We start from the raw sequence: 13,177 nt of genomic DNA, 5'->3' as shown, positions 1-13,177 counted from the left end.
CTTTAAAGCGCCTAAATGCCAGAACCAAATCGTCCCGCGTCCACTCTGTACCGTCTTCTTTGTCCGCAAAGGTCAGCGTCAAGAATTTATCTTTGTGCGGCCACTGTCCCACATTGGCATTTACAAGCCGTCTGATTTTTTGCTTTATCTTTGCGATATCCGACATCCTGCGACCTCCATCACTCTCATCTGTCAACGTGACATCCTCTGATTTTAAATCCTGTTCCTGCGGTTCAGTCTCAAAATCATCAGATGCAACTGGTTTATCGTCTGTTCCCAATTTCTTGCGTTGTCTTTCTTCGTACTCATAGACTTCTGTTTCATCACCAGATGCGATTATCTTGTGGCTAAATTCTTTTATCATGTCGTGTTCTCCTCCATCTTCATTTTCCGACTAAAGTTCGCTATATCTTTGACAAGGGAAGTAGCACGGCTTCGCCGTGCATAGCGAACGCTCCGCTTTTGCCTGAGGGCACAGCGTCGCTATGCTAACTACACCGTGGTACTACCTGGATCAGCTGTACTTAAGTACGCACTTTCGATACCGTCGCACAGGGGAATAGAAAGCACATGGTAATCGTTACCCAGCTTTAACCGTCCTTTGCCTACAGTAAGCCCCTTGATATCGGTATCATCGAAAATCATTTGATATGCTGTTTTAGATGCTGTCCCCATGACGAGTTTAAACTCAAAGTTATCACGTACAGCTGTAGGGATGTAGTCACTGTGGGCGGTCTGCATCGTGATCACCAAGATATATCCAGCGGCACGACCTAGCCGTACTATCGTACCTATTTCCTCTGATAGTGCTGTTCTTTGTTTTTTATCCAATGCTCCCGCAATCACCTGATATTCGTCCACTATCAAAAAAACAGGATTCATATTTTTATCCTGTTTGTAATTATTTATGGTTTTTTTCGCATTTCCATGATACGTTCCTGCATAGCTGTTTTAAACCTTTTGATGGTGTCAAGAACAGTTTCATAGTTTGCCCCTGTGTAGGGCAGGTAATTACTAAATGCCTTTGTATACTGGTTGTAATCAATGCATTTACCGTCGATCATCCATACGGATACACTGGCACTCAATAAACCATTGATCAGGTAATATACAAAAGTTGTTTTCCCTTGTCCAGTTTCACCTATATGAGGGCATGGGGATGTTTAGAGTAGTCCCAGTTAAATATCCCCTGATAGTCTGTACCTACGGATACACTCGTCCTGCTCGCTTTAAACTGCATGATAGGTGGGAAGTCCAGTATGATGTTAAAGACCCCACAACCGTCACGGAATGCGTATGGAGTGGTACTATACGTATAGTTTTCTATCTGCTTGCGATAGTTATCATACACATTATCCGTAGCTTTTTTCATAAAACGTACTTTCACAGCAATGGAGCGAGGACTACTCTTATACCATGCCTTTATGTTCCAGTTACCATCTTTGTCCTTGTCACCGTAATTCTCACAGGCACAGCGCAACTCGTTGACGATACGCAGTTGTTCCTTATAAGTATTGAAATCCTTATGCAAAAGCTTGTAGATAGGATAGCGAATGCCCATTGACGGTATGTGCACCATCCAGTACACCCAGTTTGGCACTGAAAACATTGTTACACGTTTATACATACATCACCCTCCATACTTCTTTAAAAGCGTTTCTACTGCCTATATATCCTTTTGCTGTAGGTCATATTCTTTTTGCAGTTTTTCAGCGTTTTCTTTTTTCTTAACCAGATCAGCAGTAAGCTTTTTCTTTTCATCTCCCTTTGCTTTTGACAGGGCAGTATTCAACTGTTTTATTTCTTCTGTAAGCTTTTGCAGTTCTTCGTGTTTTACTTCCTGTCCCTTCTTTTTCTTTGTCAGATCGCTTTTCTGACTGTCTAAGGAGGTTAAAAAGTCTTTGCCTTTATATTCAATCACAGATGCCTGTACACTCCTGTAATCAATATTAAACGGTATCGTGATATTATCTTTCTGCTCTACATTTACAGTGATGTACCACCAATCCTCAGGCACTCGTATCTGTAGTAATACCTTACGATTTTCTATCACCTGACTATCTCCGGATTTTGATAAATCGCCCTTAATGATCTCAATAGGTAATTTCCTGTTATAATCAGGGGATGTACAGTAATAATTCACATCAAATTTTTTATCATCTGATAAATGGCTTTCTGTCAGCTCCATTTCCAAAATGCCTTTTTCTTTATCGTAAATGACCCTTTCAGGCTTCGTTATTTCCCGCATGGAAAAGGTCATTACTGTACTGTCATAACTCATGATCTCTCTATCATCAGGCATCCATAATTTGCTTGTGGCAAGTATTATCGTAAAAGCTATTGCTATGATGCTCCCTATGATCAAAGGCTTGTTATAGCCGTCTCTCAGCACAATATACTTGCTGTTCACATTCAGTTTCAGTTTCTTCATTGTTCCTCTCCTTGGTCATTATATATTTAATGCTGTATATATCTGCTTTATCTATCGTAGTTACTTCGCCGTCAGCCGTATCCATGACCAAAAACTTTATACGCTTATCCTTTGTATAAAAAACCTTGTATATCTCACATTCACGAATCACACAGCCTACTTTAACATTGATCAGATCGTTTTCCCGTAACAGGTCATACGGTTCAGCGGCTACATTTATTATTTGATGATATGTAACATTGAGTGCATAACCAGTTTTCAGATTTCTTACGATCACGAATCTATCCATAATATAGTCAGCCTGAAAGATACCGCTGTAAGTACGCACATATTTATCCTTTGTAATCGGCACAGGCCTAAGCTTTTTCTTACGCTTATTCTCTTCCTGTGGTATACCAAGATAAGACAACACTTCATTTCTACGTTTCATTTCCAGTTCACATCGCTCTATTGCTGTAAGTTCTGTGATATCGTTCTGAAACATATTTCCTTGTTTTATCATTCCTTCTTCACCTCACAAAGTCCTTTGATATATTCACATGGATTTACCAGATTTTTGTCTGCACCTATAGCAACGACATTCTTGTGTATCTCTAAATGTAAATGAGCACCTGAGCTGTTTCCGCTGTTACCTGACAGACCGATCAGCTGACCCTGTGTGATCTTTTCACCTTTTTTCACCCTGACCTCTGATAAATGGCACTGTAATATATATATGGTGTCCATGCCTTTCTGCACTTTATACAACACGTAATTTCCTGCACCGTACATATCATCCATACCGCATTGATTACCAAAATATCCACCATCAGGAGGGCATCCAGTTCCTGCAATCATTACCTCACCATCTTCTATTGCATATGTTCTTGATCCATATTTCACACCTAAATCCAGCCCCGCATGAAATGAGCCATCTGAACGATAGGGGAAGCCACTTGTAACGGAATATGTGTTTTTATCAAGAGGTAAGCCACCTTGTCCCATCTGGCAATCAGCAGACATGGATACCAGAGCAAGCTGTGCAAACTGATAATCATTTTCCTTGTATTTATCTTTATTCCTATCTAATTCCTGATAGGTCTTCGCTGTAGCCACTGAATGCTCCATGTTATTGTTTCTTAAGTAATCAAAATAATCAGCTGTAAACTTGTATGCTTGTATATAGGTCATTACATCATAGTCCATTTTCTTTTCCATGGCATATTCAATAAGCTTGTTGATCTTCTTTCCTATCTCTGCCACATCCTGCTTTTTATCCATACTATAGATGCCAAGAACGGCATTTACATACTTTTTATCTATTAGATACTGTTCTGCAGTTTTACGCATCTTCTCTATTTCTTCATCCTCAAACTTCGTTTGCCAGTCATACTTGCAAGTTTTTACCACCGTTGTCTGAGAATCTTCATTTGCGAATATGTTACCAATCTGCTGTAGTAGTCCAAATATACATATGAATATAAGTATAGGGACGAGCAATGATAGCAGAAGAATCTTTTTCATTACGCACCACCACCATAATAACTACGCTGAAATGGTGTCACCAGACTGGTAAACGGTATCTTTATATTGTCATTCAATATTGCCATAAACTCACGGGAACCGTCTGTGTTCTTTTTCTGCCTACTGATTTTCAACAGGTCATTATCTGTTAAGGATGGAATCAATTCGCCAAGTGCTGAAAGGGAAGACCCTCCAACCTCACCGATATACTTATGCACTGACAATTCAAACAATTCTGTTAAAAGGTCACCATTATAACGCATCCCTTTTTCAAAGTCTTTTGTAGCATGAATAACATAACTGAATCCACTGAAAGCTTTACGTGCATAGACTACCAGAGAACGGCAACGTTCCAAGAATGAGCGAGATACTGCACATTCCATAAACTCATCAACAAGGCAATCACAGGTATATAACGGTTCGCTCAACTGATATATCTTGATACCTTTTTCTTTCATCACATTCTCATTGTGTATCTTATTGAGATAAAAGCCATAACTTACATAATTTAAAAACATTTCCATGTAACTTGCCTTTACGATCTTATCACTATTGTTTTGTAAGAATGAAAAGTCAAAACATAAGCTTCTGGTAAGATCAAATTCAATATTTGTTTGTTCATTGAAAAGCATACCATAATCTTTTATCATGGTTTCCATGCATAATTCCAACACATAAATATCAGATTGTTCTATACCTCTGAATAGCTCTCCCTTGATATCATCCTTTAGTTTTTCGTATACATCGGAGAGCACGAACCAATCCTCATTTTTTAAATCATTGATATTCTTTCCAAGGTATTCATCATAAAAATTTCTGATACTGCGTTTAAACTGCATGATCACTGTTTTATCAGCTTTAGCATCTAATTTTTTAAATGATACAAAGGTAGTCACAACGCTATCCAATTTATTTGTTATATCCAGCTTGTTTATGACACCGTTTGAACTTTCCGTATAAAACATTTGCAGGAAATTAACATACGTGTTTTCATTTATGGATGCAATCGGAATATTCAGCATCCGACAATAATCACGGTACTCATTGTGAATATCAAAAATATATTGAATATGATTACCACGTACCTCCATACCCTCGATCATACGTTTTACAAGTGCAGACTTACCGCCACCTGTTTTAGACATAAACACTTTACCGTAACTCGTATAATCAAATAAAAATGGATTAGGAGCAAGCAGACCGTTTCCTGTTCTTCCGATCAGTACGCAATTCTTGTCAATATGATTTATTTCAGAACGCATCATCATATCGCTCACGGTGGAGGAAGCAACCATCTTCTTTACAGGGTTATCAAAAGAAGTCAGCGCTTTATAATCGGAATCCATATCATTAAGCTGCACATATCCCCGCATCTTCATCCTGCTAAGCTGATTCTCCACGAATAATAGATTTTCGTCCAATTCTTCTTTTGTATTGCCAAATACATAAACACGCAATGTCATCATTTTTACAGTTTCTTTCGATTTATCTATATAACTATCAAACTGTAAAAGCTGATTCTTGTTCTTACTTGCTTTCCGTGCCTTTGTATATTTCTTGGTTTCATCCAGATCACCGTCCTGCTTTTTGATTGCACGTTCGATACGTACATCATAGTCCATTTGATTAACAGATGATACATCCACCTTGACAAATACATTTTTATTTCCGATTAACTGATTAACGAATCCCATATAGCTTTCTTCCGGAAAATCAAATATCTGTAAACAGGTAAAATACTTGTTCCCGTTTAAAAAATAATTCTCGTGAAAAGATAGATTACCATGTGCGCAAATCTTTTTCAGCATTTCATAGTTTGTATGGTCTATCTTTATTTTCCTTATCTGTTCTCGCATAGCTTACCTCCTTAAATGATTTCATTATTCAGCATTTCCAGAAGATGCATAGATTCATCATAATCACATTCATGTACGTTCATGATCTGTTCGGCTGTTTTTATAAATTTGTTGATATCTGATTCCTGTATCATCATGACGATGGTCACATACTTTACTTCATTGTAAAACTTCATAAGTTTCAGATTTTCTTCTATGGTTCTTCTACGAGATGGAGAAGTTTCTCTGCTTAGAATATTTTCATAGAAATCAATGTTATCCTGTAAGTTATATTTACTTTCCTGTGGAAACAGGATTGCATAATCTTCTGTCAAGATATCCTGAATCTGTGTCAGACCTTTTTTGTTAAAGATATCAGTTTCTTTTTCCATCCCATTCGGCTCTTTAAAATGCAGTTTGAAGATTTTATACCGTTTTTCACCACGGGTCACAAAATACTTATCCTGATAATTGATCACACCACTGTTATCCACAGACTGCTTTTTCAAATAATCACGATGTTTATTTTCAGCTTTACGAAATACAGATGCTTTGTATTTCCATATTGCCTTGAAATCCCTGAACACGATCCACAATCTTTGTTTTACTGGCAGATATTCATTTTCTTCGTTTGTCTTGTTCCGAAGCTTTTTTATTTCCATACGTGTTTCGACCTCCATTCCAAAAATTTATTGATTTCAAACTTAATAAAAACGGCTATCCTCTGATAACCGTTCTTACCTTTGTTTTTATTATTCGGTATGATCATATATCCAATCACAAATACAACGAGTATGCCGAATACCCAGTTCAAACTTGACGATATATACTTACCTAAGAATGTATCAAATATCATGTAAACCAGAAATATTATAATTGCTATTTCCAGTCCGATGCCATTATCCTGCATCCCATTAGTTTTGCTATCTTTTGGTATGAGCGCCATGTTCGAAATCCTCTCTTTTTACTTTATATCTAAAAGTGTTTGTATAAAATTTACACTGTTTATCACATTTTACCCAGTAACGGTTAATATGTTCATGTGTATATAGTCTACACATTTTACATTTTGGTTTATTTACAAATGGCATTTACTTTTTCCTCCTGTTCCCATATGACTTATATTTCTTACGGTGTTCTTCCTGCCGTTCAGCACTGAATTTCTGTGCTTCAGCTGATAAATCAATATCCGGTAAATCTTCAAGATCTTTTAAAATATCTGCAAATTCATCAACACTATTCCTCATTTCTGCATATTGAGTTTTTGCATTGCTAAACTGTCCGTACATTTCAGCGACATCACGGCGAGTATAGCTATTATCTCTATTATACTTTTCCAGAACATCGCCAAAAGTATAAACATCATTTATTTCATTTGCTACATCCATTGGTATAGTAGCTGATTTACCTTCAAATTCCATTTTATAACTTCCTGACTTTTCTGCCTGATTAAATACATTATTCAATGTTTCATCAAATGATTCATTAAATAATCCAGAATCATGATCAGGTTCATAATCCTCTCCATGTTCATATAATTCGCCATTGATCACATTATTATCACCAATCACATTGCCACCTGTATAACCATTTACAGTATTATTATTTCCGATAATAGCATCTTTTATTCCACTCATACCTTTATCATTTTTTGAGTGATTGGAAACATTCTCTGTATGCTCATTTGATGGATGTTCCTGTTCTTTTTCCAAATCCTTTTTAAATTCTTCCATATGATCCGGTTTCTGATTCAGTTTATTTGCTTCCTGCTGTTCTCTCTGACGCGCATAAAACTGTTCCGGTCTATTTGATTTAACAGATATATTTCCATCTTCATCACCAACAAACTTCGCATTTTCTACAGGATGCAATCGTCCATCACTTGTATCATCATTACCTAAGAGCTTCGTAACATCATTCGGATCATAATTATCCGTAAAATCTTTCATTTCATTAGCAAACATTTCATTGTATTCGGCATTCCTGCGGTCACTTGATGCATCTATCATGTCACTTGCTTTGTTACCTAATGCTGATACACCATCTGTAAGTTTTTCAACACCTGTACCGATCATATTTGCACCATTGGATACCAGTGCACCTGCTCCTCTTGCTATACCTTTACCCATGCGCCAGAACCTTTGCCCTGCAAATAAAGATTTCATCATAAATTTACTTCCATCATCAACACCGAGGGCATCATTAAAGTAGCTATCACCTATAATAAGACCCATACCAAGAGCAAACAAGACAATCACAGTCAACAGCCAGTTATCAAACGTAGTATTCTGAATAAGCGCCTGAGATATCACTGTATAAAACATCATGCTGAAATACAATATACACGTAGCTAACAGATTGTTACCTCCTGATGCGTATATCTTTCCTACGTATTTTAAATCAGCATAACCACGTATCATAAACAGTACACCTGTTATCTTGATTTTTAGCCATTCTGCGATCAAAAATCCCAGTTTGAACATTGCAAGCAGATTTATTATGAATGTCACGAGCAATGTAAAATTCAAAGCATAGTAATCTGTGAAATATGCATACCATCTTTCATCACCAAATCCTGCAATGCCATTTGATAACTTTTTTGTTTCCAGACCATTCCCTTTATTCACATATTTTGTATTCAATACATCACTGCTTATCGTTTGGCTTTGGTCAAAGCCGTCAAGATCAAAAGTTTTATAATCAGATAATCTAAACACTTTCTTTTCTTCGATAGATTTCTGTATATCTATTGTATTTTTCTTATACATGGATTCTGATAGCGTATCACTTGCATCTTTTCCGACTATCACATCAATCTCTCCGAGTAACGCTGTCTTTAATTCAAATCCCCATCCCATCACTGTTAGAAATATAGACATACAAATAGCAGTCATGACTATATTATAAAAAAATTCCAATGGACTTTTTAACTTCAAAACATTCAGTATTGCAATCACTGCAATCGCTAAGGGTATCAACACATACAGTATCTGTTTCATGTTTACACTAACATTTTTGACTGGTTTCAATTCAAAAATATCCCAATTTGCAAGTGTTGTAAATCCATCATTCGCCAAATCCAACAGCATACCAAGAAACTTGTAAATAAAGTATCCTATGGATCGTAAGATACCTACAAACATATCACCAAACGATAGACTGCTTTTTTCCATAACTTTGTATACTTCCTTTGGCACATCCGTGATATCATAATCTGCTCCATATATGATACATCCAAGAAATAAAAAAGATATCAGACTACATATTATGATCGCTGATACCTTATGTGTTTTTATAAACTGCATCTTATACCTCCTGCAATCACCGCATGGGGTCTATATCCTTGTGACAGCACCCAAATGACAAGTGCAATCAGTACCATAAACAGCATACAATAAAATATCTTTTCTTTCATGTTTCCTTTATCCTCCTAACCTTTTAAAACAACGGTTCATGACCGTTATTTTAAAAGACTAGCTGTTTATGGCCAATCTTTATAAGCCTTTTACGAATGAGCCGATCGTATTACGATTTTTCACGATAAAGATACCAATAGCTCCCACAACAAATACTGCGCCCGCAACTTTTTTCTTTTGAAATATCAACAATACACCACAAATAGCAATGAGCAAAACAGCAGCGGGCAACATCATCGTATCCAATTCCGAACCGATCTTATTCGTTGGTGCCTGGACCAATTCGCCGACCTGAGCATGACCGATCGTCATTGTTGACATAAAAGAAAGACCAGTGACATAAGCAAACATCAGCTTTTTGAGCAATGTACTTTTACGCTTTTTTAAATATTCAATCATGTTTTTTTCCTTTCCATTTTCAAAATACTTTCGAAAATTCAATCGCGATTATTTCACCTGATAGGATCACATATCCTTTCTGTAAATAATCAGGGTTTTCAAATTTATAGTTTACAGATTGCGTGATCGTTCTACCTGTACACTCCATATCTTCATTTAATTCATGCAGCACAAGGATATCACCTATTTCATATTCACGATCATTTATACGTACCTCAAAAGGCTTTATCCCTTGTAACTTCGCAAGAAAATACTCCTGTGTTATTTTCAAATCATGTGTTTTCATTCCATCATCCTTTCGATATTAGTAAAGGCCACGAAATAGTAATTATTGCGTGGCCTTACAGCTGTTTAAGAGCCAAAAGATGGAATGTGCACGTTATTACTGAATTGTGAAATAAGTCCCTGTACTGCACTTCCGATAGGATCACGGAACAGATAGATCAAAAATACCAGAACCACGATTGCTAATGCACCTAAGATCAATAAGCCGTACTCTTCAAAAATTACTTTCATTTCTTTTTACCTCCATACAATGAAAAAAAGCGGATATATTTTTCCGCTTGTGCCTTTTAAAGGATAAAGCATAACCTCATTCGTTATCTTGCAAAACCGCTTATTTCACCATTTTTGGTGATATTGAATAACGGAATCTTTACCGTGTAATGCAGCTTCACAAGTTTGTCCTGTCTGTCAGCAACAGAATTAAGTGTTTGTGTTTCTACACTCCATTCCGGAAACTTTTCCTGAACTGCTCTGTTTATCTCTGCCGTTGACACAGCATAATAACTGCTCTGTACCTGATTGATGATGGATGTATGCAAATGTCTTGCAGTCATTAACTGTATCTCTGACAAAGCAAATACACTGCATACAAATATCATGATCAACAGACCAGTAATGCTTATTAAGTTATCAAACAAATTTCTCATACTTTTATTCCTCCACGTAGAATGTAGTTGATTTTCCGATCGTTTTTCCATTCCAGTGCAAAATATAATTTACTTTATGTTTACCTAACACCGAAGTATCTACCGTACCCTCCATTACTACATATTTTGTCAAATCAGTACCATCGCTTGCCTGTACGCTTACGTATTCCTGCCATTTGAATACACTGCCTTTCTTTAAGATTGCGTTTTCTACCTTAAAATCCATTTCCTTAACGTTTGGCGGCTCATAATCTGTACTTACACCTATCACGATCATATCCGCGGATACTACAGAGTTTTCTACTATCATTTGATGATCTAACACACTCATAACCATATACAAACCCACTATACCTGAAATCACTGTTACGATAAACAGACCAAATTCCATATATATCTGCTTCATAACAGCCCCTCCAATACCAAGGTAACAAACGCTGAAATTGGGCTTTCTACACCTATGAAAGTTGTGAATAAAAGATACATCCCAATAACACCACCTACGATTTCCAGTGTCATTACACCATATTCAGCAAATATCTGTTTCATAATTAAATCAACTCCATCATTATTATTAAGATGTCAAATAACACAGTCATTAAGATAACAAACATAATGATTTCAATGATCACTTCACCGAATTCAGCCAATATTTCTTTCATAATCACATACCCGCAGACATGGCAGAATTAAGGTAATTCATCATATAGGCAAACATCAGGAACATACTACCCATGAGCATCATCATAAACAGTATTACAGGTACAAATCCCAGAGCTTCTACACCGCTTAAAGTATCAGAATTTCTCAGCTTTTCAGATTTTGCAAGTAAATCCTGATTACGAGTGATTAGGGAATTGATCTGCTTATTCATTTCCGATTCTTTCAAGCCCTGTAAGCTATACAGCATCTTCATTGCAGTAACAGCATCAGGATAATCTATGCCGTTGAAGAATTTATCGTAAGGTTCAATGTCCGTAGGGTTTTCCTGAACCTTACTCAAAAATTCAGTAAGGTACGGTTTCATCACGTCCGCACAATTCTCTATACTGTTTTCTATTGCATTGATCACTGTATAGCTTTGCAGGTTCAATGCGATTTCACGAAGCCAGACAGGGAATTCGATTTTCACAGCCTTTGTTACTCTATCTTTATGTGCTTTGTATTTCACTTTCTTAAAATTCAATAATAACATTCCGAAGCCAAACAAGCCAAAGCCAGGTATCAACTGACTTATATATATCAGATATCCACCCGCAATCATTAACATAAATGAGAATACTATAATTGCAATAGGCACCTTATTATCGTGCTTTCTTACATATTCCAATGATTTCATAGTTTGCTTCAATCCTTTATGACTATAATCATCGACAAGCCATGCACCATTAAGTTTTATCTGGAACATACAGATTACAAACATGATTCCTGTTATAAAGATAGCTGTTAAGATCTGATACCCAATCATATCTGTAAATCCCATCAACATTTCACTTGTACTATATACGAATACGAACAGCATACTCATAAAAAGTGTAAGTACAGATAATAGCATCAGTCTGGTTTTCTTTCGTTTTAATTCAAGTTCATACTCATATGTTCTTGATATCCACGCCTGAATATCTGTATTCACATTGTCGATCGTTTCCAGATAATTCACAGAATTTTGATTTTCAATGGTCAGCATTAACTGATGCAAAGTACGGATACGTGTATTTTGAAATTCAGTTTCAATGATCTTAAATGCATTTACATATAAATCAGTATCCTCTGTATTCGTTTTGATATACTCAACAGCTTTTTCAACACACTCTTTCATATCTCCATGCAACATCGGTAGCACCGTTTCCATAGCATATAAAATCTTCGGCGTTTGCTTAAATACTGGCAGTAGGTTATTCAAGTATTCCACCACCATTTCAAATCTATCTAAATGATGTAAATGTCTGAATTGTGCCAATATGATAAACGGCATAAGAATCAATGTCACGATAATCAATACGACAATATAGGGGAGTGCCAGTTTACATACTACAGATACTCCTACAACAAACAAGACCGCCATTAACATGTGAATCATAAATGACTTAAACGAATATTTATATCCATAGCTTTCCACTTCTTTTTGCAGTAGCTTGAATGATATCTTATTCTTTCTTTTCTTTTTCTCCATCAGCATAACCTCCTTTTCTAATTACTTTAAATATTCCTGAATCATTGGCAGATTTTTGAAAATCGCTTCCATAACAGGCACACAGATACTGTTTCCTGCAAGGGCTGATATTTGAATATCTGTCAATCCATTTTCAGCTATTCGCCAGTAATCTGCATCATCGAATCCCATCAGCCGCCAATGTTCAAGCGCTGTCAGCATCCGTAATTTACCATGATAATAAACAGCAATGCGTGGATGTGTCGTTAATGTTGGACATACCTTTTTACCCACACGACCTCTGCGTGTCTTGCTATTCGGAAACTCTACATTCACTGTGTCAAATTCCTCCACGACCTTATATCCGAGCTTCGTAGCTTCTTTTACACAGAGCTTACCTTCTTTCCAGAAGAACAATGTTTTCTCATTTTCCGATAATGCATTTTTTTCAAAGCTTGTACCATAATCCAGATAATGACGGATATCCTTTTCAAGTGTTCGAGGCTCTG

General features: G+C 36.5%; 20 protein-coding genes. All 20 read right to left on the bottom strand.

Features of this window, described 5'->3' with window-relative positions; genetic code table 11:
- Nucleotides 1-364 (bottom strand): hypothetical protein (locus tag ACLUJM_RS10440; RefSeq protein WP_412412785.1); only part of this gene is annotated, 364 nt, incomplete at its 3' end.
- Nucleotides 365-492: 128 nt separating this feature from the next.
- Nucleotides 493-882, bottom strand: coding sequence for a hypothetical protein (locus ACLUJM_RS10435; RefSeq protein ID WP_412412784.1), 390 nt, complete (start codon nucleotides 880-882; stop codon nucleotides 493-495).
- A 23-nt stretch (nucleotides 883-905) separates the two neighbouring features.
- Entirely contained in the window at nucleotides 906-1,088 is a 183-nt protein-coding gene (locus ACLUJM_RS10430; RefSeq protein WP_412412783.1) for a hypothetical protein, read from the bottom strand.
- A 53-nt stretch (nucleotides 1,089-1,141) separates the two neighbouring features.
- Complete coding sequence (locus tag ACLUJM_RS10425; protein ID WP_412412782.1) at nucleotides 1,142-1,627, bottom strand: hypothetical protein; 486 nt, start codon at nucleotides 1,625-1,627, stop codon at nucleotides 1,142-1,144.
- A 39-nt stretch (nucleotides 1,628-1,666) separates the two neighbouring features.
- Nucleotides 1,667-2,431 (bottom strand): hypothetical protein, encoded by a 765-nt coding sequence (locus ACLUJM_RS10420; RefSeq protein ID WP_412412781.1) that lies wholly within the window; start codon nucleotides 2,429-2,431, stop codon nucleotides 1,667-1,669.
- Nucleotides 2,373-2,933, bottom strand: coding sequence for a hypothetical protein (locus ACLUJM_RS10415; protein WP_054344101.1), 561 nt, complete (start codon nucleotides 2,931-2,933; stop codon nucleotides 2,373-2,375). Before ACLUJM_RS10415 ends, ACLUJM_RS10420 begins: the two co-directional genes overlap by 59 nt.
- On the bottom strand, nucleotides 2,930-3,934 hold the full coding sequence (locus tag ACLUJM_RS10410; RefSeq protein ID WP_216880988.1) for a M23 family metallopeptidase: 1,005 nt from the start codon (nucleotides 3,932-3,934) through the stop codon (nucleotides 2,930-2,932). The genes ACLUJM_RS10415 and ACLUJM_RS10410 overlap by 4 nt, the downstream gene beginning before the upstream one ends.
- Complete coding sequence (locus ACLUJM_RS10405) at nucleotides 3,934-5,790, bottom strand: helicase HerA domain-containing protein (RefSeq protein WP_412412780.1); 1,857 nt, start codon at nucleotides 5,788-5,790, stop codon at nucleotides 3,934-3,936. Before ACLUJM_RS10405 ends, ACLUJM_RS10410 begins: the two co-directional genes overlap by 1 nt.
- An 11-nt stretch (nucleotides 5,791-5,801) precedes the next feature.
- The gene (locus tag ACLUJM_RS10400; protein WP_054344098.1) at nucleotides 5,802-6,431 is read right to left on the bottom strand and encodes a hypothetical protein; all 630 of its coding nucleotides are present in this window, start codon (nucleotides 6,429-6,431) and stop codon (nucleotides 5,802-5,804) included.
- Complete coding sequence (locus ACLUJM_RS10395) at nucleotides 6,422-6,715, bottom strand: hypothetical protein (RefSeq protein WP_247230331.1); 294 nt, start codon at nucleotides 6,713-6,715, stop codon at nucleotides 6,422-6,424. Before ACLUJM_RS10395 ends, ACLUJM_RS10400 begins: the two co-directional genes overlap by 10 nt.
- Before the next feature lie 145 nt (nucleotides 6,716-6,860).
- On the bottom strand, nucleotides 6,861-9,074 hold the full coding sequence (locus ACLUJM_RS10390) for a hypothetical protein (RefSeq protein ID WP_216880994.1): 2,214 nt from the start codon (nucleotides 9,072-9,074) through the stop codon (nucleotides 6,861-6,863).
- Nucleotides 9,062-9,184 carry a hypothetical protein gene (locus ACLUJM_RS10385; protein ID WP_412412779.1) on the bottom strand — a complete coding sequence of 41 codons (123 nt, stop codon included), beginning with the start codon at nucleotides 9,182-9,184 and terminating at the stop codon, nucleotides 9,062-9,064. Before ACLUJM_RS10385 ends, ACLUJM_RS10390 begins: the two co-directional genes overlap by 13 nt.
- 79 nt (nucleotides 9,185-9,263) lie before the next feature.
- Nucleotides 9,264-9,584, bottom strand: coding sequence for a hypothetical protein (locus ACLUJM_RS10380; protein ID WP_128577744.1), 321 nt, complete (start codon nucleotides 9,582-9,584; stop codon nucleotides 9,264-9,266).
- 19 nt (nucleotides 9,585-9,603) lie between these two features.
- Nucleotides 9,604-9,870 (bottom strand): DUF3850 domain-containing protein, encoded by a 267-nt coding sequence (locus tag ACLUJM_RS10375; protein WP_216880997.1) that lies wholly within the window; start codon nucleotides 9,868-9,870, stop codon nucleotides 9,604-9,606.
- A 65-nt stretch (nucleotides 9,871-9,935) separates the two neighbouring features.
- Nucleotides 9,936-10,100: a hypothetical protein gene (locus ACLUJM_RS10370; protein WP_216881000.1), complete on the bottom strand. Its 165-nt coding sequence runs from the start codon at nucleotides 10,098-10,100 to the stop codon at nucleotides 9,936-9,938.
- Nucleotides 10,101-10,183: 83 nt separating this feature from the next.
- The gene (locus tag ACLUJM_RS10365) at nucleotides 10,184-10,516 is read right to left on the bottom strand and encodes a hypothetical protein (RefSeq protein WP_216881003.1); all 333 of its coding nucleotides are present in this window, start codon (nucleotides 10,514-10,516) and stop codon (nucleotides 10,184-10,186) included.
- A gap of 4 nt (nucleotides 10,517-10,520) precedes the next feature.
- A complete protein-coding gene (locus ACLUJM_RS10360; RefSeq protein ID WP_216881006.1) occupies nucleotides 10,521-10,922 on the bottom strand; it encodes a hypothetical protein in 402 nt (133 codons plus the stop codon).
- Complete coding sequence (locus ACLUJM_RS10355) at nucleotides 10,919-11,065, bottom strand: hypothetical protein (RefSeq protein ID WP_216881009.1); 147 nt, start codon at nucleotides 11,063-11,065, stop codon at nucleotides 10,919-10,921. The genes ACLUJM_RS10360 and ACLUJM_RS10355 overlap by 4 nt, the downstream gene beginning before the upstream one ends.
- Nucleotides 11,066-11,180: 115 nt before the next feature.
- Nucleotides 11,181-12,689 carry a hypothetical protein gene (locus tag ACLUJM_RS10350; RefSeq protein WP_217780939.1) on the bottom strand — a complete coding sequence of 503 codons (1,509 nt, stop codon included), beginning with the start codon at nucleotides 12,687-12,689 and terminating at the stop codon, nucleotides 11,181-11,183.
- Nucleotides 12,690-12,710: 21 nt separating this feature from the next.
- Nucleotides 12,711-13,177, bottom strand: a 467-nt coding sequence (locus tag ACLUJM_RS10345; RefSeq protein ID WP_412412778.1) for a DNA cytosine methyltransferase, incomplete at its 5' end; no start/stop codon positions are given.

It is taken from the genome of Finegoldia sp., from assembly GCF_046991905.1.
Taxonomy (GTDB): domain Bacteria; phylum Bacillota; class Clostridia; order Tissierellales; family Peptoniphilaceae; genus Finegoldia.
The sequence above is the reverse complement of the archived record's forward strand: the minus strand, read 5'-3'. Positions and strand labels throughout refer to the sequence as shown.